The sequence below is a fragment of the Dapis hubbardiae BLCC-M172 genome (genome assembly GCF_050016015.1).
Classification (GTDB): domain Bacteria; phylum Cyanobacteriota; class Cyanobacteriia; order Cyanobacteriales; family Microcoleaceae; genus Trichodesmium.
Window position 1 is genome coordinate 1 of record NZ_JBNHEQ010000162.1, and the last position, 24,173, is coordinate 24,173.

Consider the following 24,173-nt stretch of genomic DNA (forward strand, 5'->3'; position numbering starts at 1 on the left):
ATAATTGATAATTGATAATTGATAATTGATAATTGATAATTACCTCTGGTTAAAATCGCACGGGAATTGAAGATAAGGAAATATTATTTCTTTTTTTCCCCTATCCAAGGGGAGGCTTTAAACCAGAATTATTTAATTATTAATAATTCGGTAAAAGTGAAGGAATACCAATTATAGTAATAGCTGAATTTGATAATCAACTCAATTTTACAACCTCAGATATAAAATCACGAGTACAATTTATAAATGATGATTTTACAAAAGTTACTACACTACAAAAAACAGGTATAAGTCAGGCTGAAACTTGTATTATTTTATGTGATAAAACTCATAATCGTAGCAATCAAGATGCAGATGATCGAACAATTATAGCAGCATTAACAGCATAAAAATTAAATCCAAATGTTTATACTTGTAATGTTTATACTTGTGCTGAATTACTTAATTATGAATATGCCTCTCACTTAGAAATGCGTAATTTCAATGATGACATAGTTAGTCAAGAAAAAAGTGTTTTTTTATTAGCTCAAGCTGCTTTAAATAAAGGGTTAATGAGTGTATTTTCAGAATTACTAACTTATGACAGAGGAAATCAGTTTTATCAGATAACTATTACTTCTAAGTAGGTAGGGAAGAATTTTTTAGAATTGTTTATACATATTAAGGAAACTCATAACCCTATTTTCATAGCAGTTTCTGAGTATCAAGGTAAATTGAAAATTAATCCCAATCATTATATATTTCAGGAGAAAGACGATTTAATTGTTATAGCTCAGAAAGAAATAAAATTATAAATTTCATCATTTTAGGTTAGGATGTAATTTTTCAGTCTAGCTCCTGAACAAATCAGAAACTATTATAGTAAGTATTCAGCCGTCAGCTATTAGCCATTAGCTATTGATGAGAGGAGGAGGCAAAAGCCATTCAGAAATTGAGAGAGAATTAAAAGTTACTGCCAAAGTAGGCTCCCTCAACCGCGATAACTATAACTATTGATTTCAACCTCGCCTTTAAAGCTATTCCTTATAAGGAACTTCTGAAAACCTTGTGGGGAGCAGGGGAGCAGGGAGCAGGAGAGAAGGGACAAGGAGTATAGTATTGTTGGCAAAACTACTTAAACTTATCAAAAAAATTGATTTTTCAATGCACTTTTTCTCCTGAAAAAGTCCCTGCTACAATTCAATATAACTTGCCTATTTTGTCAAACTTTATATTAAGAAAAATGTTTATAAAGCATAACCTTTAAAGGGGAGATATAATTGTTGATAGCTGACTGCTAATAGCTGTTTACGCAGCATTCCGCAGGAAATGCTTACCTATTATAAATTGGATGATTTGTGTATTGTTTAATATTTAGGGATTCAAGTATCAGAGGGATAATTTACATCATTTTGATAACCTAAAACCTAACCACTTAATTTTTTACCAGATACAAACTCTCGTAAGCGAAGCAAACTAAAAGTTTGACCCAAATTTATAGGAAACATCGATATTCCTTCTAGACGAGATTGTACCCAACCATCTCCCCAATACCACTCATGAAACCCATCAATACCTTGACTCAGTATAAGCCTCAAACAATTTGGTCTCACTATATCAACATAATGCTTAATTTCTATCAGTCCAACCCAAGTTTCAAACTTTACACCCTCAGATAATTGTTCTGGTAGTCCAGGGGAAAAACGCTGAGGCCATAACCACATTTGTAATTGAGATGGACGCAGCAAACTATCTCTTATCGTAGCTTCAGCAGCTTCAATCTCAATCCGTAGATGGCTTTTTTGAAAAGTACCTAACATAACAATCTAATAACTAATAACAATAGATATAATTTTTAAATTTATATTTTGCTTATTTTCTCAAACAAAATTAGAACATTCCCAAATTATAGATTAACATTATTTCCTTTGAGCTTGGACAAATTTCACCTGTAGTATTCCAAGAGAGTTATGATAAAGAAAATCAGAATTATTAAGAAATGTAAGGACTCCAATGGTAGATCAACTAATTAGAGCTACAGCAGCAGAAGGAGGTATTCGTGCTGTAGGTGCAATTACCACTCGCTTAACCGAAGAAGCAAGACAACGACACAAACTTTCTTGGGTAGCCTCTGCTGCTCTTGGCCGAACAATGACCGCAGGACTATTATTAGCCTCTAGTATGAAAACTCCACAATCAAGAGTTAACATTAGCGTCCAAGGCAATGGTCCTTTAGGAACAGTGCTAGTTGATGCTGGCCTAGATGGAACAGTGCGAGGCTATGTAGAGAATCCTACAATTGAGCTATCACCAAATCAAATTGGCAAACTGGATGTAGGGAAAGCAGTAGGCAATCAAGGTTACTTATATATAGTCAGAGACATAGGCCATGGCTACCCATACTCCAGTACAGTAGAATTAGTATCTGGAGAAATTGGGGATGACATTACCCATTATTTAGTCACATCAGAACAAACACCATCAGCTTTAGTGCTAGGAGTATTCGTAGATACAGAAGGTATACAAGCAGCAGGAGGACTTTTGTTACAAGTAATGCCCAAAGCAGCTATAGACGAAGAATTAGTTCAAACCCTAGAATCTCGTATCGCCTCTTTATCAGGATTCACTCCATTACTACGTTCGGGCAAAACATTACCAGAAATTTTCCAACAACTTTTGGGAGATATGGGCTTAAAGATATTACCTGAACGTCAAATAGTTCGTTTTAACTGTGACTGTTCTTTTGAGAGGGTATTAGGAGCTTTAAAAATGTTTGGTATAGACGAACTAAAAGATATGATTGAAAAAGACAAAGGTGCAGAAGCAACCTGCGAATTTTGTGGAGAAGTATATCAAGCCAGTCAAAAAGACCTCACAAAATTAATTCAAGACTTACAACAACCCTTCACAGAAGTGCCTATTGGACAATTACGGAAGTCATCTCATTGACATTCTCCCCACCTTACCCTTAGGCCAAAATCCAGAATTCCTAAACCGTGCTATGCACCCCTGAAATTTTCCCAATCTAGCTTAATACAAAGCTCGTGAAAACCTTAAAATTAATTGGGGTTTGCTGAAAAATTCTGTTGGTAAGGGTAGGACTCAGGAGTCAGGTAGAGGAGCCATTGGCTTGGAGACGTACAGAAGTCAGGAGAAATTGGAATTATAGAGGAGCTAGGAAAAAGAGTTGCCCCTTAATTTTTATGCCCTTGTCTGCCCTAAATACTAAATTTTTGCACCTCTAGAGACCGAAAAGCAGGGACTTGCCTTTATCTGTCAATGCTTTGAGATTTAATCAGCCAGCCCTAATTGCTTTTTCCATTCCCCCAATGCCTCCCTCCCCTTTCACGCGCTATGCTTTATAAACATCTTTCTTAAGATAAAACGTAGACATTAGAGAGAAGTTATATGATTTGATTGCCCTTAACTGAATATTTCAGGAGGGTCAACCTATTCAAGTAGAGGCTTTTCTCCCCCCACCTCCCAATCTCCCCACCCACCCATCTCTCTCTCGGAAAAGGGTTTTAGGAATTCCTTATAGAAGCCCTAAGCGTATCTCCAGAAAATAGGTTCTGGTGGAGAATTAATTGATAAAAAATGGGTAAGAATTAATTTGATGATGGGATGAGTGGGAGATATCTAATACACCCCATCTCCCCATCTCTCCCTACTCCCCTACTCTCAATCTCTAATTTTAAATAGATCCCTTCAGGGGTTCTATAAGAGATAGCCTTTCATGTGGGGGGAACAAAAGGGCGGGTGGAGAACGGGGGTTTTCAAGCAAGGTTGAGATAAGTGGTTGCAAATATGCCCAAAATAGTGTATACCTATAAACCGCATATAATTAAATTAACTTTAATTATATAAAAGCTTGTTTGTAGGCTGAATCAACTGGAAAGTAATGAGAGTTTAATATATTCGTTGCTTGCTGCTCAGGATAAAGCATATATGAATGAAAAGCACAAAAAAATAGGCCATAGCCGGATAACCCGTCAGATCAAGTCAATAGACCAAAAACAATGGCAATTACCTGAACGTCGGAAAAACCGCGAACAAAGACTGCAAGAACTTAGAGCAAATGGCAGTCAAATAAAGACCTACAAATCTCCAGCAAAATACTCCAATCAGCAGAAAAACTCAGTTTCCACTATAAAAAAAACTGAGCCAAAAAAACCAAAACCTGCAAACAACCTAGGGTCTATTTACGGGTTATTGTGGATAGGACTACTGGTAATAGTTCCCGCTGGAGCAGGTATAACAGCTATGTCAGCTTTGTTTAAGTTACCCTCTCAGGCAGATTGTGAATCAACTTACTGGCGTACTGCATCCGCTAGTAAACGCCTTTATTGTGCCCAGTTGTTAGCTACTTCCGCAACTGTGGACAATTTACTTGAAGCAATTAATCTGGTAGATGTTTTATCAAATGACCATCCAATGCGTCCACAAATAGATGATTATATAGAAAGGTGGTCGAAAAAAATATTGTCGTTGGGAGACTTGGCTTTTCAAGATGGAAAATTAGAAGAAGCAATTACTATTGCGCAGAAAGTCCCCCAGAAACTGTCAGGTGATCCACTGGTAGAAAAACAGATTCAAGACTGGGAAAAAACTTGGAATCAAGCTGAAGCAAATTATAAGCAGACTCAAGAACATTTGCGCAAAGAAGAATGGAATCAAGCTTCCATGGAAGCCTCTCGTTTACTGTCAGTGCCAAATGTCCACTGGGGAACCAAAAAATACCAGGAACTAATTAACGATATTAAAAGAACTCGGAAAGAAGGTTCTAAATTAAACGAAGCACGAAATATTGGAGAACAAGGTGGACTAGATAATCTGACAAATGCTATTACACAAATTCAAGAAATTGAACAAAAGAGCTATCTCTATCAGACAGCCGAAAAGTTAACAGTTAATTTGGGAAAACAAATAATAGACATCGCTTTAATCGAATTAAATGAAGGAAATTGGCAAAAGGCACTTGATGTAGTCAATAAAGTTCCGAAAAATGATGCCCTACAGGAAAATGTAAAAGATATAGAGCTATTAGCTCGTGCCCATTCTCCAGCTAACTTAGGTACAATAGCAGGACTAGAAGATGCTATTGCTCAAGTTCAAAAACTCAAAGCTGAACGACCTTTTTACAGCAAAGCTCAAAAGTTAATCAGTCTTTGGCAACAAGAAATAGCAGATGTCACCATTATTGAAGAAGGAAAAAAACTAGCCCAACCTAGAGGAATTAGCGATTTAAAAGCAGCGATCGCCAAATTACAGAGTATTCCTCCCTATAACCCTCGGGGGGAAGAAGCCACTACTTTGATAGAAGCTTGGAGTAGACAACTACAGCAACAAGAAGATCGGCCTTTTTTGGATAAAGCCGAAAAATTAGCAAGCTTTGGTGATATAACTTCTTTACAAGCTGCAATTGATGAAGCAAGTCAGATTGGTCGGGGTAGAACTCTGTATCAGGAAGCTCAAAAGAAAATTAATAGGTGGACAGAAAAACTTCAACGTTCTCAAGACCAACCAATTCTTGATAATGCACAACTTCTAGCATTGTCAGGCGATATAGAACAGGCAATTGCCACAGCACGCTCAATTCAACCAGGTAGAATTCTATACAATCAGGCTAGAGCGAAAATTCAGGAATGGCAATCTCAACAAGAGGCCAAAATAAATTTAGAGAATGCTCGTCAAGCAGCAGTAGCAGCGACAGCAGATGCTTATGCTACAGCAATTACTTTAGCACAGCAAGTACCAACTTCTAGTTCTAGGCAATTAGAGGCTTCCCAATTGATTAATCAATGGAGCCAACAAATATTGTCGATCGCTATGGATGTAGTTAACCGAGATGTGGCACAAGCAATCTCAATTGCGAGGAAAATTCCGAGAAATAGTCTTGCCTATAATTCAGCCCAGAGTCAAATTAGTATTTGGCAAAATTGGCTCACCCCTAACCAACCTCTAGATTATCAGACTCTACCTTCAGATCAATCTCAGCAGTTGAGAGAAAAAAATTCAAGTAATCTTACAGATGAGAGAGGCAAACCTTTGGTATCTACACCCAAATTTATCAATAATAACTAGAGTCAAGGGTGTCAACTAAGTCAGAAGTCAGAAGTTGTTTTTGTCATGGATTTTGACCAACCCTTCAAAAACATCTCACCTTTTAAGGCAGGATTTTGGAAGCAATTATTTGGATAATTATTGGCCATTGTAAATCGCCACAATACATGGCCTCAAAACCAAGAGATAATCAAAGTCCTAATAACTAATCAAACTAAAGCTTAACTATTTGACGATCTGAAAAAGGTCAATAAATTGATATATAATATTTTAGGTAAAATTACCAAAACCTAAACTAAAATTTATAGAAATGGAGATTGGTGCAAAAGTTGGCCTTTAATTTAAGATAAATTATGGCTATACTAACCAATTATTCCAGAAAGTAGGTACAGTAAACTATAAGCTAAGTTAAGATTAATCAAATATTTTCTTTGCCTTTCTAAATCTATTTTTTGATGAGGAGATAACTAACGTATGCTACAAGTTGAAGAAAAAAATACTATAAACTTTGAAACCGAAACTTACAAGGATGCCTATAGCCGAATCAACGCAATTGTGATTGAAGGAGAGCAAGAGGCTTACGAAAACTATATTAAACTAGCCGAAATGCTTCCAGACCAAAAGGATGAGCTGATTAAGCTATCAAAAATGGAAAATCGTCACAAAAAAGGCTTTCAAGCTTGTGGCAATAATCTGAAAGTGACACCTGATATGGAGTTTGCCAAAAAGTTCTTTGCTCCACTACATGAAAATTTCCAAACAGCAGCAGCTAAAGGGAATGTGGTAACTTGCCTGTTAATTCAATCTCTAATTATTGAATGCTTTGCGATCGCAGCATACAACATTTATATTCCTGTTGCTGACCCTTTTGCTCGTAAAATTACTGAAGGTGTGGTTAAAGATGAATATAGTCATCTCAACTTTGGTGAAGTATGGCTAGAAAAACATTTTGCAGATTCTAAAGCAGAACTACAACAAGCAAATCGCCAAAACTTACCTCTAGTATGGAAAATGCTTAACCAGGTAGAAAAAGATGCTAAAACCCTGGAAATGCAAAAAGAAGCATTAATTGAAGATTTTATGATTGCTTATGGTGAAGCTTTGAACAATATTGGCTTTACTACTGGAGAAATTATGCGGATGTCAGCTTATGGTCTGGTTGCCGCATAGTTAATTTTAATCAACTAGCTATCTAGCTATCAGCCTAAAAATTTGTGTATAGATAATGATATCTGAAAGCTTGGGTTTAACCCCGAATTCTAGGTTATCGTTTAAATTTTAGGAGGGGTAAAACATTCCCTTTTCGTTCCGGAATAATCCGAAACGGGCAAAACTCATTGCTGATTGCTAAACTGTTGAACGCTTTTTAATGTGGAAATTAGGATGGGGAATGAGTAATGGCATAACATTTGACAAAAAATTTTTTCATAATGAAAATAATACTTGCCAATGTACAATTCCCCACTTAATTTTTATATACCATCAGCAATAACTAACCCACTAATAATCAAAACTTACAATTTTAATGTTTGGTCTAATTGGTCATCTAACTAGCTTAGAACACGCCCAATCTGTAGCAAGAGATTTAGGATATCCAGAATATGCAGATCAAGGTCTTGACTTCTGGTGTAGCGCTCCACCTCAGATAGTAGATACAATCAAAGTAACAAGTATCACAGGTCAGAAAATTGAAGGCAAATATGTAGAATCTTGTTTTCTACCAGAAATGCTAGCTTCTAGCCGAATCAAAGCAGCTACACGCAAAATACAGAATGCAATGGCCCATGCTCAAAAGAATGGTATTGACATAACTGCTTTGGGTGGATTTTCATCAATTATTTTTGAGAATTTCAGTTTAGAGAAGTTTAAGCAGATTCGCAATATTACATTGGAATTTAAACGTTTCACGACTGGCAATACCCACACAGCTTATATTATATGTAAGCAAGTAGAACAAGGGGCGGAAAAATTAGGAATTGATTTATCAAAAGCAACAGTAGCAGTCTGTGGGGCAACTGGAGATATTGGCAGTGCCGTATGTCGTTGGTTGAATACTAAGACGGAAATAGAAGAATTATTATTGATCGCTCGTAAGCAAGAGCCACTAAAAAATCTGCAAGCAGAATTAGGGCGAGGCAAAATTCTAGAATTAAATGAAGCTTTACCTCTAGCTGATATTATTGTTTGGGTTGCTAGTATGCCCAAAGGTGTACAAATCAATTCAAATATGTTAAAGAAACCCTGTTTATTAATTGATGGGGGTTATCCTAAAAACATGGCTACTAAGGTTCAGCAAGAAGGAATCTATGTTCTCAATGGTGGAATTGTAGAACATTCTCTTGATATTGACTGGAAAATTATGAATATTGTCAATATGGAAGTGCCAGGTCGTCAGTTATTTGCTTGTTTTGCCGAGTCAATGCTACTGGAATTTGAAAAGCTATATACTAATTTTTCTTGGGGACGGAATTTAATTACTGTAGAAAAAATGGAGCTAATTGGAAAGTTATCTGTTAAGCATGGATTTAAACCTTTAATGCTTTGAAAAATAGAGCAGAAATATGGCAGTTAGAAATGTTGGATTTGTTCTGAGAAATTAGATCCATTAAGTAGAGTCTGCTAAAAAAGTTTTTGGTTGCCACAGACAAAAGGCAAGAATATTTTGGTGTCAAACTTTTTATGGTATAAGTTCAAAGAGTAGATTACTTTAAGAAAGCGGTTTAGCTTATTTATTGGACTTGATCGATAAAATTAATTGTCTTCAAAAACCTGATATTAATTGTAGAGGTTGTAAATTCACAGAGTCAACCCATAATTAGTTCAAGGTTATAAAGATAGTTTAGTTTTTCCTGTGTGAAAATTCTAATTAGGCTGGACTGAGAATAAACCTTTGATTTAACTGTGAGGTTATGAAACTCAAGTTCCGATTAGTAAAAATATTCTTTTTAGCACTACTAACTTTACTTGTACTCCAAAATTCTTTAATCGCAAATCCTGTAGCCAAGACTTTTCTTCCTCTAGCACCTCCAGATACTTCTAGCCCCAAAGGAACTATCAGTAGCTTTGTGGAAAATATTAATGAATCTTACCAAACATTGATGGTAGCTTACGAGCAATATCAAGAGGAACCAGGACTTTTTCCTTCAGGCTATGTTCGTGAAAGAGCTAGAGAGGCTGAAATTCTGTTCCAGCGGGCTGAACGTTGTTTGAATCTTAGCGATATACCTTCTCGTCTAAAACAGGATAAGGGGTTAGAAGCAACTCTGATGCTGAAGGCAATTTTTGACCGAATTGTAATACCAACTTACGATATAATTCCCGATCTAGAATATGTTAGTGCCGATCCGAAATTTTATAAATGGACTATTCCTAATACAGAAATCGACATTGTTAAAGTTAATAAGGGAGTAAATGCAGGAGAATTTCTCTTCTCTCCTGAGACAGTTGCTCGCATCGAGGAATTCTACAAAAAGGTTGAAGCTCTTCCTTATAAACCAGGGGCTATGGGAGGATTTTATCAATTCTATATTTCTACTCCAGGCAGTCTATTGCCGCCCAAATGGCTGCAATTACCAAGGTGGTTAGATGCAGTTTATGGGGATCAGACCTTATGGCAGTGGATAGGTTTAGTCATTGGTATGTCGATTGGTTTTTGGGTTCCCTACAAAATATTTCAGTGGGTCTTGCAGAGAAATTATACCCTTGCTCCTCCACGTCAGACCTGGGAACTTCTGACTCTTCCCTTAATAACTATTGTTAGTTTGGTAGCGGTCAGTAATTTCCTTGATGAGGGAATCAATATTACTGGAAATCTACTACTGGTTATCTTAACTACCCTAGAAATCATCTTTTGGATGATGGTAGCCTCAACAATCTTTCTGTTTGGCAATGCTATAGCAGAGACTCTTGTTATTTCTCCCAAAATTAACGATGGTGGTATAAATGCCAGTATGATCAGGATAGTCTCTCGCCTATTGAGTTTGACCGTTGGTACAGGTATCATAATTATAGGAATTGAGCGCGTAGGGATTTCTCTAATTCCAATAATAGCAGGTCTGGGAATTGGAGGTTTGGCGATAGCACTAGCAGCCCAATCAAGCGTAGAAAACTTGATTGCTGGACTGATTTTGTTAATCGATCGACCAGTTAGAGTAGGGGAGTATTGTCGCTTTGGGGAGGGAGAAGGAACTGTAATAAGTATTGGTTTCCGCTCAACCCGAATTCTTTCGGTAGAGGGGGATATCATTTCTATACCTAATGCTAAATTCTCACAGTTATCATTGCTTAATGAGAGCAGACGCAATCGCTTTCTCTTAAAGCAGACAGTCAGGTTAAGCTATGAGACAACCCCTGAACAAATAAAGTTTATATTAGCAAGATTGCGAGAATTGATACTCGCTTATCCCAAGGTTGCTAAGGATGAATTGGAAATCAGATTTATAAAATACGGTGATTATTCTCTTGATGTAGAAATTTTGGCCTATGTAGATACAGCTAAAGAAGATGAGTTTAAGGAAATTCAGGAACATGTATTGTTACAAGTCAAAGATGTTGTTCATACAGCAGGGGCAAATTTTGCTTATTTTATCATAAATCCGATTTAAGTAGTCGTGCTTTTAGGAATTTCCTAGTTGAGAGAGGGAACAGGGAATAGGGAGAAATAGGAGAAATAATTGAAAATTTAGGCGTTGGTGAATCATTGTATGATTTTTAGGAGTTAGGAGTCAGGAGTCGTAGGGGCGTTTCATGTCGCTCCGCGAAACGGCCGTTAGCTTCGCATAACTATCGTTAACGCCCGTACAGGAGTTAGGAGTTAGGAGTTAGGAGTTAGGAGTTAAAATAGCTTTTTTCCTTACTATTAATGTTACGACCATAAGAATTTCATACCTTATTTCACCAATACCAAAATTTATAAACCATACTATTTAACTGTCAGCTTATGAGACTTAGGTGGCGATCGCTGAAAATAGTTTTTTTAGGACTACTCATCTTAATCTTACTTCCAACTTTTACTATAGCAGCTCCCGTGGTTGAGCATCCCCTGGCTCCTCCCGATACCTCTAGCCCCCAGGCAACCCTGAGAAGCTTTATCGAGAATGCCAACAAAGCCCATCAAATACTAATGGCATCTTACAAACAACATTTGCAAGAGCCAGGGTTTTTCCTCTCGGACTCAGTTGGTCAGCAAAGGAAACAAATGCACATTTTTGCCAAGCGGGCCAAGGACTGTTTGGATCTAAGTAAGGTTCCGGTAGCCCTAAGATCTGATGCTGCAAGCGAAAGAGCGCTGCTGCTGAAAGAGATTCTAGACCGAATTCAACTGCCTCCTTATGCAGAGATTCCCGATGCAGAAGCAGTTGCTACCGAGGAGTTGTCTACCTGGAGGCTTCCCAATACAGAAATCGACATCACTAAAGTTGAGTCAGGACCCAGAAGTGGTGAATTTCTCTTCTCTTCTCAGACGGTAGCTCACCTGGAAAGATTCTACCAGGTAGTTAAAGAATTACCCTACAAACCTGGTTCTACAGAAGGATTTTACGAATTCTATATGACTAGCCCCGGCGACCTATTTCCCTCCAAATGGTTGGAAAGTATACCGAGTTGGTTACAGACTTATTATTGGGGTCAGACCCTATGGCAATGGATGAGTTTGGGAATTTTCTTGCCGATCGCTTTCTGGATTGCCTACATCAGTTTTAGATGGAAATTTCAGAGGCTAAGTCTTCTCAAGCCTCCACAACGAACCTGGGAAATACTTCTGTCTCCTTTGATAGCGATGGTAACTTTCTCCATAATTGGCTATTTACTAGATGATGTAGTCAATCTAACCGGATATGTACTTCTGATTATTATAACTACCCTGGGAATCCTTTTCTGGATGGTACTAGGGTTAGGAATCTTTCTCTTGGGCAACGCTTTAGCAGAGACTATTATTGCGTCCCCGAAGATTAATCCTCAGAGTTTAGATGCTAGCTTAATTCGGACAGTTTTCCGACTGTTAGGTTTGAGCGCTGGTACGATTACCCTAATCCTCGGAATTGAACGTGTGGGGATTTCTATTATTCCAATAATAGCGGGTGTGGGAATTGGTGGTCTGGCGTTAGCTTTGGCAGCTAGACCAACATTAGAGAACTTGATTGCCGGATTGATATTAATAGCAGACCGACCAGTGAAGGTGGGTGAGTATTGTCGCTTTGGAGATGAAGAAGGAACTATACTAGAGATTGGTCTACGCTCAACGCGAATTCTCGCAATCAATGGTGATTTAATTTCCATACCTAATTCTCAATTCTCAGAACTGAAATTAGCTAATAAGAGCCGACGCGATCGCATTCTTTTACGACATACTATTGGGCTACGTTACGAGACAACCTCTGACCAATTGCGATTTGTACTGGCAAAATTTCGGGAAATGATTCTAGCTCACCCTAAGCTTCTTGAGGAGGGAGCGCGAGTTAGGTTAATCAAATATAATGATTATTCCCGTGATGTGGAAATTTTCGTTTATGTAGATACAGGTAAATTACCAGAGTTTCTAGCAATTCAGGAGGATGTGCTATTGCGAGTTGATGATATTGTTGAGTCATCAGGAACAGGTTTTGCTTTTCCCTCCCAGACGAATTATATTTCTCAAGATAGCGGACTCGATCCTGAGAGAAGTCGCGCTGCTGAGGCTGAGGTTAAGCTTTGGCGGTCAAAGGGTGATTAACTGTTGAATGAAAATTGTATAAAGTAGTTGCTATTTGTGGAAAAGTGTGTTAATATTAAACAGGTAACTAAAGCTATTGAAATAATTCAGGTGAATGAGACTTGTTGACAGACATATTATTAACCGAACACATCAGTATTGGGCTTGGTGTGATCAGTTAGCCTTTAGGTCAAAAAACTTGTATAATTTGGCTAATTATTACTGTCGTCAGAATTTTTTCTTTACTGGTCATAGTCTGGATTTAACTAAACTTTACCATGCAACTAAAGATAGTGATGCCTATAGATCTTTACCAACCAAGGTATCAAAACAAATAATCAAATGCTTGGTTGCCACTTGGCGTGGTTATTTTCAGGCAATCATTGAATGGTCAAAACATCCAGGGAAGTTTTTAGGTAAACCCAAAATACCAAAGTATAAAAATAAAACTCAAGGTAGGAATGTAGTTATATATTCAAAGGAATCAGTCTATAAAGCTCCTCTCAAAGATGGTATTTGTCACTTATCTATGAGTGATATCAAAATACCTGTAGTTGTGGATACTGTAATCGTTGTGAGGATAGTACCTGCTACTGCCTGCTATATAATTGAGGTAGTCTATGAAAAAACGAATCAGCCACCAATAGACTCAACATATGTAGCAGGAATTGACTTAGGGATTGACAGATTAGTTGCTCTATCTACAAATAAGCCTGGTGTCAAACCACTGCTGATTAATGGGAAGCCACTAAAAAGCGTCAATCAACTATATAACAAGCGAAAAGCTAAGTACCAAAGTGTGATCAAAGGCCAGAAAAAAACTAGCCGTAAGATTGAAGCGTTAACCTATAACCGAAATCGTTTTGTGGAGAATTATCTGCATAACACCAGTAAATTAGTAGTTGAGTATTTAACCAGAAATAATATTGGTACTGTAGTCATAGGCAAAAATGATAACTGGAAACAAGGTGCAAACATCGGTAAAAAAAACAATCAAAACTTTACCCAAATACCGCACTCTAAGCTAATTCAACAGATAACTTATAAATGTCAACTGGTTGGTATCAAAGTCATTGAAACTGAAGAAAGTTACACCAGTAAAACTTCTTCACTTGATTTAGAATTGCCCAGGCGCCATGAGAATTATGTGGGAAAACGAGTCAAACGCGGTTTGTTTAGAAGTGGAACAGGTAAAGTGATTAATGCCGATATCAACGGCAGTCTCCAAATAATTAGAAAGAAATTCCCAGGGGCATTTACTGCCGAGGGAATAGTGAGCTGTGCCGTACAGCCTATATTGGTTAATCCAATATCAAGATAAAAGCTGTTACGATTTTCTACAGTTTTTTTCGTACGGTATTCTTCCTTTTCCTAACTTATCTACTGAACAGCGCGATCGACTTCGTGATACTCTAGATTTTCCACCAGAAGGTTCACCAAATTGTCCTCCAGTTTCAAGTCAAGGGAATAACAGCAAGGAGGATGAGGTGATATCTGACAAAAATTAAATACAGCAAAAATCAAAGTTGCAAATTCCGGTGAGTAAATGGTTGAGCATTTTCACCAGAATAAGTGGCAGCAATATGACCATCTCCAACAACTTGATATTTATAAGTGACTAATCCTTCTAAACCTACGGGACCTCTTGGTGGCATTTTCTGGGTACTAATTCCCACCTCGGCACCAAAACCATAACGGAAACCATCAGAAAATCGAGTTGAGCAGTTATGGAATACACCTGCTGCATCTATTTGGGCGAGGAATGTTTCTGCTGTTTTGCTGTCTTCAGTTATAATAGCGTCTGTGTGTTTAGAACCATAAGTATTGATGTGAGCGATCGCTTCTTCTAAACTATCTACCACTTTAACAGATAAAACTAAATCGCTATATTCTGTTGCCCAGTCTACATCTGTCGCCACCTTTACTGAGGGCAATATTTGTTGAGTAGCTGTATCACCCCGCAACTCAACTTGACGTTTTTCTAATTCTGCGAAAACTTCTCGGAGAAACTTGGCAGCAACATCAGCGTGTACTAATAAAGTTTCGGCAGCATTACAAGCAGCAGGATATTGAGTTTTGGCATCCACAGTAATTGTTACTGCTTTTTGAATATCTGCAAATTTATCGACATAGACATGACAAATTCCTTCAGCATGACCTAAAACTGGAATTTGAGTATTTTCTTGCACAAATTTCACAAAAGAATTAGAACCCCTGGGAATAATTAAATCGACATATTCATCTAACTTGAGTAACTCCAGAGTTTCTTCGCGGGTAGTTAATAATTGTACTGCATCAGGGTTAACAGAAGTTGTGGATAAACCTTGGCGAATTGCTGTAACTAATTCTTGACATGAATTAGTTGCTTCTTTACCTCCTTTGAGAATGACACCATTTCCTGATTTAATTGCCAAAGCTGAAATTTGAATAACAGCATCTGGACGAGCTTCAAATACCACACCAACAACACCCAACGGACAAGTAATACGCTTGAGAATTAATCCTGCATCCAGTTCCCGATGTATTTGGACTATACCGACAGGATCAGGAAGAGTAGCAACATTGCGTAAACCTGCGATCGCGCTTTTTAGTTTAGCCTCATTCATTTTCAACCTATTATATAGGGGTTTGGCAATTCCATCGGTTTCAGCTATCTTGCAGTCAAGTTGGTTTGCTGTAATAATTTTTGGTGCAGCTTTTTCTAATGCTTGAGCAACTGCTTCAATAGCTTGATTTTTGACTTCTGTAGATAAAACTGCTGATTTTTGTGCTGCTTGGCGGGTAGTTTTGGCTATTTCAATCAAAGAAACTTCTGTAATCATTTTACTTTAGGCAAAATTTCAGGAATTATTTTCTCATCGTATCATTTTTTTCTAATTATTATTAATTATATTTTCTGCTTGGGTTTTTACCGAAAAATCAAGGTATAAAGCCTCTCCTTTCAAGGAGAAACAAGAAAACATTTTCCTTTTATTCAATCCTCTTCCTTTGAGGGAAAGGTAATTATCAATTATTGAATGATACTTTGAATTTTTTTTAATCTGCTAATAATAATTCCTAATAAAGCTGATATAGCAATTATCAAATCTCGGAGGTACAAAATTATAGACTTTAGGGAAAACTTATAGTATAGTTATAATATAGTATTCAAAACTATAACGTTATAGTTTTGACTGTTTCATATGTTAGTACTACACAAGCAGCTTTTCTGCTAAATATTTCAACAGGTAGATTGCGACTTCTACTGAATACTGGTCGTGTTATTGATGCCAAAAAAGTCGGGAGATTTTGGAGAATTCCTCTCAACCGTCGGGGAATGCCAGAAATTACAGCAGGTCGTCGTGGTCCTCAAGGAACTTGGAATAAATTTGAACGTAAAGCCAAGACTATCGTTCATGTTCTAAGAAAAACTATAGACTATAACAGAGACTATGGAACTTCTTATCCAGCAGTAGCTGTGAAAGTGGGAGATAAAAAAGATTATTGCCACTCTCTGAAAATTCATGGTCCTTGCCAAATAGTTTATCAACCCCATGAACCAAATACAAGTCAAGCCGGAGGTGCCAGGCTGTGGATTGAAGTAGAGCCAGAAAAGAGAGTAGAGCGAGTGTACTTTAGTGATGGAGATTATGGTCCGCCACCAGAAGTAGTTCAGCAGCGTGCAAAAGCTAAGAAGTCAAAAAGTCAGAAGAGAAAAGCGAAACAGAAAGGAAAAAACAGAAGTAATTAAATATTTGGCTTGGAAAGGAGAATTCCACAAGCAGTGCCTGGGTTCTGCTTAATTTTTCCTGTCTATAGAACCTATTTAGGCTCTATAGGATACTGCTGACGCAACAGTTCTTGTCCTAGGTCATACTCTGCAAACACAATTTTTGGCAAAGCAAACTTAGTATAAATTTCTGGAATAACTCATTTACAATTGATAATTAATCAATTCGGCTTTATTGCCTTCTATTTCAAGAGAAAAAAGTGCTAGTGCAGAATGGCAGAAAGAACTAACCAGTTACAAAATTCTCAAAGCCTTACCAATCAATACTTTTTAATTTTGAATTTTGACTTCCGCGTAGCGGCACTAGGATATTTCCTTATCTTCAATCCGATCGTTTTAACCAGAGGTAATTATCCATTATTCATTATCCATTATCAATTAATGAAATAGAGCTAAAGCCCTACTACGAAGTTTAATTAAACTATTTAACCAGAGGATATTATATTACTCAAATACTAAGGTTTCTGTCCGGATACTTCTTCTTCCGGATAGAAAGCAATCAGTAGACTAATTGTATATGTAATGGCTTATGCAAATTTTTAAATTTATTTCATTAAAAATCCTATTCATCACAAAAAAATCCTTCTACAATTCTGATAAAATATCAAAAATTATAACTTTAATATTCTTGAGTCTCTTAACCTTAATTATAATCATTAACAAAGCTGACTTAGCATTAAGTCAGACTTCAGAAAAATTACAAAACAATAATATTGAAAATATCACTCAAGTTAACTCATTAACATCTCTAAACAATATAGTTTATAAACCCATCAAAATAGATGGTAGAGAAATCTTTAAAGTTGCCGCAATAGCAGGGCAACAAATTCAAGGAAACAGTAATACATCTCCCCTGAATATTCGAGTTAGACTGTATGAAAATAATCTCAGACAAACGATTAAAAATTGCTTTGATGCTGATACTTTAAAATTAACTCTTGAAGTCCGGGAAAACCAGACTCTAATATTTGCTTCCGATGCAGAAGAACTGAAAAATCAGGAATTGATTGCTATTACAGATTTAGATGCTCAGATTCATGGCATATCTAGAGAAGATTTAGCTAATCAGATTATTGGTTTTATGATAGATGCTTTAATCAGGGCACAGAGAGAGCGACAACCAGATTATTTATTCAGACAAATTTTAATTTCTACAGGGATAATATTAGCTTTGATATTTTTGAGCTTTCTCATATCAATTTTGCAAAAATACTACTTAAAGAAATATCAAAAACTTCAAAAACTTATAGAAGGTTTAAAATTGTCTTATCCACAAATAGATGAGTTGAGAAATCAGCAACAATTAAGCACACTAAAACCAGAATTAACCCTCGGACAAAAACAACAGTTAATCTGGGAACAACAGCAAAATAAAAATTCTTTTTTCAGAAGTTTATTGCAAGTAACTCACATAATTTTATGGCTCTGTGGTATTGGCTGGATTTTAGGAAATTTTCCTTATAGTCGTTGGCTACAGATTTTTTTAGTTTCTTATGCCATGGTCTTAACTACAATCATCGGTACTTATTTAATAATTAAAATTAGTCCTGTTATAATCAATTGGTTTGCCATTAATAGTTTTCAGAGACTAGAAACAGAAACTTCTGTTCACAGAACGGTATCACGAGCAATTACTTTTTCCCATACATTGCAAGGAATTGTGATTTTTATATTGGTTTGTCTGGGTATACTCTTGGTATTTCAAAACTTAAATATTTCTCTAATTATCATATTAGTTGGTTTAGGCATTATTAGTTTGACAGTTTCTTTAGGTGGTCATAATTTAGTTAAAGATATAATCAGTGGAATTTTAATCTTGCTTGAAGATCAATATGCGATTGGGGATATTATTGATTTAGATTATACTATTGGCTATGTAGAAGACATGAATTTTCGGGTAACACAATTGCGTGATTCTGGAGGACGTTTAAGTACCATTCCTCATGGGAATATTTCTACAGTACATAATTTGACTAAAGATTGGGCAACTATTAATTTAAGAATAAAAGTTAATTTAGATACTAATTTAAGTCAAGCACTAAAGTTAATTAAGCAAGTTACTAATGAGTTGATAAATGATGCAAGTTGGGGAGATAAAATTCTCGATAATGCTAGTATTTTAGCTGTAAATAGTGTGTCTAAAACGGAAGTGGAAATTACAATTAGAGTGAAAACAATACCAAGAAAACAGTGGAATGTAGCCCGTGAGTTTTGCTACAGATTGAAACAAAATTTTGAAAGAGAGAATATACCTGTTAATGCTACAATCACTTCAAAATATAGAAGTTAACTTGAAGCAGATGTTATAAAGTTTCACCGCAGTCTAAAGCAAAAGTTGATAGACTTAAAGTAATGCTAATCAAGTAATTTTAGCTTGTCATAAAAATCTAAATTTTTAGGAGATATTTAAAAAGTTATTATTGATGTAAGAGCAGATTTTTCAACAATTTAATAAAGCTTAAGATAATGAGAATATAGAAAAACTAAGTAACTAGACAAAATCATATCTTTAAATAAGTAGTAAATCAAAAACAGTGGTAAGTAAATCCCAGGATTGGGTAAAATAAGTAAATACTTAATTTATACCCAAGGGTCAAGATGGTGGACCACTTGACAATTTTTCACCTAATTAAAAATGATAATTAACAACAAAATATTGAAAGGATTGGTCTTGATATTGCCTCTGGCTATAGTAAATTCCATTACATATCCTACCTCTGCTCAAATTAACCCTAGCCAACCCCCAAGAAATCAAAATTCTTCAGGTCGTAGTCTTACTGTTCGCTCCGATATTCAAGAAGCTGATGCCAGAACAGGAGTTGTTACAGCTCGTGGAAATGTCCAAATTAACTACCCTGCCCGCAACATTCAAGCAACAGCAGCTCAAGCTCAATATTTCAGTCGAGAACGTAGAATTGTTCTGAGTGGAAATGTCTTTATTCTACAGGATGGCAATACAATTCGGGGGGAAACTGTCACCTATCTCATAGATGAAGGACGTTTTATTGCTCTACCTCAATTACAAGGGCAAGTAGAATCTATATATGTAGTTCCTGCTGGTCAAGGAGAAAATATACAAGATACTGTTACTGCACCATTCAATCCAAAGCCAGCTTTTAAAACACCAATTAGTCCATAATTTGAAATCTAGGGAATAACGGAGTAGTGGAGTAGGGGAGTAGGGGAGTAGGGGAGTAGGGGAGCAATTTTTTTGCGCAACTCTTGCCCAAAATGCTAACTTTTTGAGCATGAAAAACTGAAAACCTTGTATTTTTTTCGACCTCAAAAAGACACTTAGTTTTATCTGTCAATGCTTTGATAATTAATCAGCAGAGCAATAATTATTTCTGTACGATAATTGATTTTATTCTTTGTTGTTATTGTTGAAGGTGTCTATTATATTCCTATTTTTTTCAATATTTATCTTATACCAATTCCCATGCATTATTGCTATACTTGGGTGATACTTCAGTTATTAACTGATCGATACAATCATAATTATTTTTTTGCTGATTTTCGCTAGTAATTATGTTAATTATTCTTATGTTTGCTTCTCCCCCACTCCCCTACTCCCCTACTCCCCTACTCAACAAAATGTAGAAAAGTTTTTGAGAAATGGTATTACTCCTTCTTCCTTCTTCCTTCTTTCTTCTTCCTTCTTCCTTCTATGAAAATTGTTCTTGAAAATATTCACAAATATTATGGTAAGCGTGCCGTAGTAAGTCGAGTTAATATATTTATTGCTCAGGGAGAAATTGTTGGCTTACTTGGTCCCAATGGTGCCGGTAAAACTACTACATTTTATATCGCTACGGGTCTAGAAAAACCTTCACTCGGCACTGTCCTTTTAAATGAGTTAGATATAACAGCTTTACCAATGCACAAAAGAGCAAAACTTGGTATTGGTTATCTAGCTCAGGAACCCAGTATTTTTCGTAACCTCAGTGTAAAAGATAATATTCTCCTAGTTTTGGAACAAACAAAAGTACCTCGTCATCAGTGGAAAAGGCGCTTAGAGTTTCTATTACATGAGTTTCGTTTAGAAAAAATCGCTTCTACTTTAGGTTCTCAAGTTTCTGGGGGAGAACGTCGGCGAACAGAACTAGCTAGAGCTTTAGCATCTAACCAAGATGGACTGAAATTTTTGTTTTTGGATGAACCCTTTGCCGGAGTAGACCCAATAGCTGTTTCTGAAATTCAAAAGATAGTAGGAAAATTGGGAGAACAAAAGATGGGTATCCTAATTACGGATCATAATGTTAGAGAGACTCTGGAAATTACAGATAGAGCTTATATTATGCGAGATGGACAAATTTTAGCATCTGGAACAGCAGAAGAACTTTATAACAACCCCTTAGTACGTCAATATTATTTGGGTGATAAATTTTATATATAGTCATCAAGATAACGTAGCGATCGCCTATTTCTGTAATCACAAATTCTGTGATAGAAAATTTTTGCTTACTATCCTAGTGTTTTTTTAGGAAGTTTTTTAAGTATTGGGAAAGGCGTTTTTATACTTTAAGAAATGTGCAGGTGGAAGTTTTTTTAAGTGTTCAAAAAGGTCATAGTCTATTTCTGGACGTGTGAGAATTATACCAATTCCCAAAAGTATTGCTACACTTGGGCGATACTTCAGTTATTAACTTATCGATACAATCAGAATCATTTTTTGGCTGATTTTAGCTTTTTCAATGTTAATTATTCTTATGTTTGCTTCTCCCCCACTCCCCTACTCCCCTACTCCCCTGCTCAAGTAAATATAGAAAAGTTTTTGAGAAATGGTATTATTTGTATAGGAATGGGATTTCTGCCTTGATGATATTCGAGGATTTGCCAGGGATAATTTTTGATGGGCAAGTTTTCTAATTATTTCATTTTTAGGGCAGTTTTTCGCTTATATTGAGCTAGTTCAATTTACATTTGTTTTTGTTGTTGAAATAGCCATACTTAAAATTATTGGTTGCTTTTGGCTATTTGCATATCTACTGCTTTGATAAATTCTTCAAGTTTCCGATTTTATTGCTATTGGTATTCGACGATTTTGGCTTGAAATTATTGACGGGCAATTTCTAGTTTTTGTTGAAATTATTGATTATTTTGTTCTAACTTATAGCAGTTTTCATGTTTTTTAGAGTACAGAGATTTGGGTTTAAAGGAAGAAGGAAGAAGTAATGCAAGTCATGAAGTGAAAACCACTATAAATCTAAGAGATTGTACACATATATTCAATCTCATATCCAATACTCAGTAACTTCTCTTACCAAAAAATTAAGGTATAAAGCCTATCCATTCATGGAGAAAAAAGAAAAAAAATCCTTTTAACCCAATCCTTTTCTTTATCAGAAAAGGTAATTATTAATTATTAATTGTTAATTATTGAAAGCCCTTAAATTATATCTTTATTAGATAGGGAATTTGATTAACAAGCAAGATGCCTATGTTATACCAATTACCATGTATTAATGCTATACTTGGGTCACGCTTCAGTTATTAAGTAATTAACACAGGCAACCAGGACTCCCATACCTAATTATTAGTCACTTTATGTTAATTATTCTTATTTGTACGGACGTTGCATCCAACGTCCCTCCCCCACCCAATCAAATATAGCAATATTTTTGAGAAATGGTATTACAGAGGTTTGCTATAATATTGTATCGTAGAATATTCAATCCTCATATTTGATTATGGTTTATACTCGCAAAACGTTAAATTTATCCGACATTCAACTTTCTTATCTAGAATGGCATACAGAAGAAAGTCAGGAGAAAAAACAGCCACTTTTGTTATTACATGGTTTAGCAGATTCAGCTTTAGTCTGGCTAAGTTTAGGAGAATATTTAGCAGATAAATATCATATTATCGCGCCGGATATGCGCGGTCATGGAGAAAGTGGAAAACCAGAAAGTGGTTATAGCTTTGAGACAACAATTACAGATTTAGAAGCATTAATGAAACATTTAAACTGGTCTTCAGCTTATATTTTAGGTCATTCTTGGACGGGAAAATTAACTTGTATTTGGGCAAGAAAAAATCCAGAAATATTTAAAAGTATGATTTTGGCAGACCCAGTTTTTATTGGGAAAATGCCTGGATTTCTTAAAGTTACTTTTCCTATTCTTTATCGAACTTTAGAAACTCTCAAAGGCATGGGTCCGTTTGAGAGTTTTGCTGAGGCAGAAACTCAGGCAAAAGAGTTAGGAAAATATGCTGGTTGGAGCGAATTTCAACAGATAGTTTTTCAGGAAAGTATTGAGGAAAAAGCTGGTGGAAAGTGGGGAAGTAAATTTGTTGTTCCTGCTAGGAATGAAATTTTTGAAGAAGTAATGCGAGTTCCTGGTTTAACAGAATATATTGATGTACCGACTTTGTTTATTCAACCAGAAAAAGGTGTGAATAAAAGTGATGTGCAAATTAAGCCTTATCATAAGTATTTAAGGAATTTAAAACTGGAAAAAATTCCCGGTAATCATTGGGCGTTTTTGGTGGAACCGGAAAAATTTAATCAGATAGTAGCAGAATTTTTAGAGAGTTTCTCAAAATAATATTGCTCCCTATTTCCTGTTCCTTATTTCCTATTCCCGAAAATTAAATTATGGAAATGAGAGATATGCGATCGCTGTTAGAAAAATGGATAAATTTAGAACCAGAACGTTGTCGATATAATAGTAATGAAACTATAGAAGTTTTGTACAAAAATCAATGGCATTCTGTTGCTGAAGAAAATCTCGTTAGGGATGGTATTTTAATTATGGCATTGCTAGAAGCTTGCGACCAAAGAAATTACTTATATTCTATTGAAAGGATACCTCGTCCAGAAGCTAATTCTGGTTATATAGCAGTCGAAGCAAAGGTTAGGACATTTATAAACTCTGAAACAGTTTGATAGTCTGCTGTTCCCTGTTCCCTATTCCCTATTCCCTAGCGCGTAGCGCTATAATAGCGAACCACAAATATTAGTTGGTTTTGGTATGCGAGATGCTTGGCGATATAGAAGCCCTAACCGTATCTCCAGAAAATAGGTTTGAGGGAGAAATAATTGATAATTTATGGGTAAAAATTGATTTGATGATTAGATTTTGGCAGATATCTAATACACCCCATCTCCTCATCTCCCCTACTCCCCCACTCCCCTACTCTCAATCTATAATTTTAAATAGATCCCTTTAGGGGTTCTATAGAGAGGGAGAAAATTTAGCGCCTTTAGTTGTGGAACTTTTATTACTCAGAATATTTGGCTTGTTTTGCCAGGGATAATTAGGGAAAAGCTATTGCTTAAATCAAATATAAATTGTTGTCAAATTCTTTAAGAAATGAACTGAAATATTTGGCAATAAAATTAAAATTTTGCCCATCATCAAATCTTTCCATCCATCACTCCTCAGTCGAAAAACAACAACATTTTCATTTTCTAGAGCTACCTAAAAAATCGCGCGTCAAAGAATATGGGGTTGCATCCCCAAAATTTTTGTGATGCAATAAGAAATATATGGTGTAGCTTGCCTATACACATGACTTTTTATTCAACCATATTTTCTCCAGGAGCAATACCAGGAATATTGTCATCTTGTGAAGCTTCAAGAGACTATATGCTAGTTTTGCCCATCATCAAATCATTCCATCCATCACTCCTCAGTCGAAAAACAACAACATTTTCATTTTCTAGAGCTA

At 36.1% G+C, this 24,173-nt stretch carries 18 protein-coding genes; 16 read left to right on the forward strand and 2 right to left on the reverse strand.

Annotated features, from left to right (window positions below; translation table 11 throughout):
• The first annotated feature begins 179 nt into the window (after positions 1-179).
• Together ACP6PK_RS14390 and ACP6PK_RS14395 are read left to right on the forward strand one after the other, a co-directional pair.
• Positions 180-389, forward strand: coding sequence for a TrkA-related ion transporter (locus ACP6PK_RS14390; RefSeq protein ID WP_426560278.1), 210 nt, complete (start codon positions 180-182; stop codon positions 387-389).
• A gap of 81 nt (positions 390-470) precedes the next feature.
• Entirely contained in the window at positions 471-626 is a 156-nt protein-coding gene (locus ACP6PK_RS14395) for a hypothetical protein (protein ID WP_426560215.1), read from the forward strand.
• Between the two features lie 780 nt (positions 627-1,406).
• Here ACP6PK_RS14395 and ACP6PK_RS14400 read toward each other — a convergent pair.
• Positions 1,407-1,799, reverse strand: a complete 393-nt coding sequence (locus ACP6PK_RS14400; RefSeq protein WP_094671634.1) for a hypothetical protein — start codon at positions 1,797-1,799, stop codon at positions 1,407-1,409.
• Positions 1,800-1,992: 193 nt separating this feature from the next.
• On the opposite strand from ACP6PK_RS14400, the gene hslO reads away from it, so the two are divergent.
• From hslO to ACP6PK_RS14440, 8 genes are all read left to right on the forward strand, one after another.
• The gene (gene hslO / locus ACP6PK_RS14405; protein WP_426560217.1) at positions 1,993-2,928 is read left to right on the forward strand and encodes an Hsp33 family molecular chaperone HslO; all 936 of its coding nucleotides are present in this window, start codon (positions 1,993-1,995) and stop codon (positions 2,926-2,928) included.
• A 999-nt stretch (positions 2,929-3,927) separates the two neighbouring features.
• Positions 3,928-6,063 carry a hypothetical protein gene (locus ACP6PK_RS14410; protein WP_426560219.1) on the forward strand — a complete coding sequence of 712 codons (2,136 nt, stop codon included), beginning with the start codon at positions 3,928-3,930 and terminating at the stop codon, positions 6,061-6,063.
• A gap of 453 nt (positions 6,064-6,516) precedes the next feature.
• Positions 6,517-7,212 (forward strand): aldehyde oxygenase (deformylating), encoded by a 696-nt coding sequence (locus ACP6PK_RS14415; RefSeq protein WP_426560221.1) that lies wholly within the window; start codon positions 6,517-6,519, stop codon positions 7,210-7,212.
• Between the two features lie 355 nt (positions 7,213-7,567).
• Positions 7,568-8,587, forward strand: coding sequence for a long-chain acyl-[acyl-carrier-protein] reductase (locus ACP6PK_RS14420; protein WP_426560223.1), 1,020 nt, complete (start codon positions 7,568-7,570; stop codon positions 8,585-8,587).
• Positions 8,588-8,951: 364 nt separating this feature from the next.
• On the forward strand, positions 8,952-10,646 hold the full coding sequence (locus ACP6PK_RS14425) for a mechanosensitive ion channel family protein (protein ID WP_426560225.1): 1,695 nt from the start codon (positions 8,952-8,954) through the stop codon (positions 10,644-10,646).
• Between the two features lie 335 nt (positions 10,647-10,981).
• The gene (locus ACP6PK_RS14430; RefSeq protein ID WP_426560227.1) at positions 10,982-12,751 is read left to right on the forward strand and encodes a mechanosensitive ion channel family protein; all 1,770 of its coding nucleotides are present in this window, start codon (positions 10,982-10,984) and stop codon (positions 12,749-12,751) included.
• A 94-nt stretch (positions 12,752-12,845) separates the two neighbouring features.
• The gene (locus ACP6PK_RS14435) at positions 12,846-14,051 is read left to right on the forward strand and encodes an RNA-guided endonuclease InsQ/TnpB family protein (RefSeq protein WP_426560229.1); all 1,206 of its coding nucleotides are present in this window, start codon (positions 12,846-12,848) and stop codon (positions 14,049-14,051) included.
• Positions 14,011-14,238 carry a hypothetical protein gene (locus ACP6PK_RS14440; RefSeq protein WP_426560231.1) on the forward strand — a complete coding sequence of 76 codons (228 nt, stop codon included), beginning with the start codon at positions 14,011-14,013 and terminating at the stop codon, positions 14,236-14,238. The genes ACP6PK_RS14435 and ACP6PK_RS14440 overlap by 41 nt, the downstream gene beginning before the upstream one ends.
• A gap of 12 nt (positions 14,239-14,250) precedes the next feature.
• Here the strand turns inward: ACP6PK_RS14440 and ACP6PK_RS14445 are convergent, their stop codons facing one another.
• Positions 14,251-15,552 carry a glutamate-5-semialdehyde dehydrogenase gene (locus tag ACP6PK_RS14445; protein WP_426560233.1) on the reverse strand — a complete coding sequence of 434 codons (1,302 nt, stop codon included), beginning with the start codon at positions 15,550-15,552 and terminating at the stop codon, positions 14,251-14,253.
• Between the two features lie 347 nt (positions 15,553-15,899).
• Between ACP6PK_RS14445 and ACP6PK_RS14450 the strand changes: the two genes are divergently transcribed.
• The 6 genes from ACP6PK_RS14450 (at position 15,900) to ACP6PK_RS14475 (ending at position 23,388) form a co-directional block, all read left to right on the forward strand.
• Positions 15,900-16,460, forward strand: coding sequence for a DNA-binding protein (locus tag ACP6PK_RS14450; RefSeq protein ID WP_426560235.1), 561 nt, complete (start codon positions 15,900-15,902; stop codon positions 16,458-16,460).
• 667 nt (positions 16,461-17,127) lie between these two features.
• Entirely contained in the window at positions 17,128-18,789 is a 1,662-nt protein-coding gene (locus ACP6PK_RS14455; protein WP_426560237.1) for a mechanosensitive ion channel family protein, read from the forward strand.
• Between the two features lie 345 nt (positions 18,790-19,134).
• Positions 19,135-19,638, forward strand: coding sequence for an LptA/OstA family protein (locus ACP6PK_RS14460; RefSeq protein WP_426560239.1), 504 nt, complete (start codon positions 19,135-19,137; stop codon positions 19,636-19,638).
• 528 nt (positions 19,639-20,166) lie between these two features.
• Positions 20,167-20,895 (forward strand): LPS export ABC transporter ATP-binding protein, encoded by a 729-nt coding sequence (lptB, locus tag ACP6PK_RS14465; protein ID WP_426560241.1) that lies wholly within the window; start codon positions 20,167-20,169, stop codon positions 20,893-20,895.
• 1,294 nt (positions 20,896-22,189) lie between these two features.
• Complete coding sequence (locus tag ACP6PK_RS14470) at positions 22,190-23,047, forward strand: alpha/beta fold hydrolase (protein ID WP_426560243.1); 858 nt, start codon at positions 22,190-22,192, stop codon at positions 23,045-23,047.
• Positions 23,048-23,097: 50 nt separating this feature from the next.
• Positions 23,098-23,388, forward strand: a complete 291-nt coding sequence (locus ACP6PK_RS14475) for a hypothetical protein (RefSeq protein WP_426560245.1) — start codon at positions 23,098-23,100, stop codon at positions 23,386-23,388.
• The last annotated feature ends 785 nt before the right edge of the window (positions 23,389-24,173 follow it).

Coding starts and splice junctions, on each gene's coding strand:
- ACP6PK_RS14470 (WP_426560243.1), top strand. CDS start 22,190: ATGGTTTATACTCGCAAAACGTTAAATTTATCCGACATTCAACTTTCT.
- ACP6PK_RS14430 (WP_426560227.1), top strand. CDS start 10,982: ATGAGACTTAGGTGGCGATCGCTGAAAATAGTTTTTTTAGGACTACTC.
- lptB (WP_426560241.1), top strand. CDS start 20,167: ATGAAAATTGTTCTTGAAAATATTCACAAATATTATGGTAAGCGTGCC.
- ACP6PK_RS14420 (WP_426560223.1), top strand. CDS start 7,568: ATGTTTGGTCTAATTGGTCATCTAACTAGCTTAGAACACGCCCAATCT.
- ACP6PK_RS14415 (WP_426560221.1), top strand. CDS start 6,517: ATGCTACAAGTTGAAGAAAAAAATACTATAAACTTTGAAACCGAAACT.
- ACP6PK_RS14395 (WP_426560215.1), top strand. CDS start 471: ATGCGTAATTTCAATGATGACATAGTTAGTCAAGAAAAAAGTGTTTTT.
- hslO (WP_426560217.1), top strand. CDS start 1,993: ATGGTAGATCAACTAATTAGAGCTACAGCAGCAGAAGGAGGTATTCGT.
- ACP6PK_RS14475 (WP_426560245.1), top strand. CDS start 23,098: ATGGAAATGAGAGATATGCGATCGCTGTTAGAAAAATGGATAAATTTA.
- ACP6PK_RS14435 (WP_426560229.1), top strand. CDS start 12,846: ATGAGACTTGTTGACAGACATATTATTAACCGAACACATCAGTATTGG.
- ACP6PK_RS14460 (WP_426560239.1), top strand. CDS start 19,135: ATGATAATTAACAACAAAATATTGAAAGGATTGGTCTTGATATTGCCT.
- ACP6PK_RS14400 (WP_094671634.1), bottom strand. CDS start 1,799: ATGTTAGGTACTTTTCAAAAAAGCCATCTACGGATTGAGATTGAAGCT.
- ACP6PK_RS14425 (WP_426560225.1), top strand. CDS start 8,952: ATGAAACTCAAGTTCCGATTAGTAAAAATATTCTTTTTAGCACTACTA.
- ACP6PK_RS14410 (WP_426560219.1), top strand. CDS start 3,928: ATGAATGAAAAGCACAAAAAAATAGGCCATAGCCGGATAACCCGTCAG.
- ACP6PK_RS14445 (WP_426560233.1), bottom strand. CDS start 15,552: ATGATTACAGAAGTTTCTTTGATTGAAATAGCCAAAACTACCCGCCAA.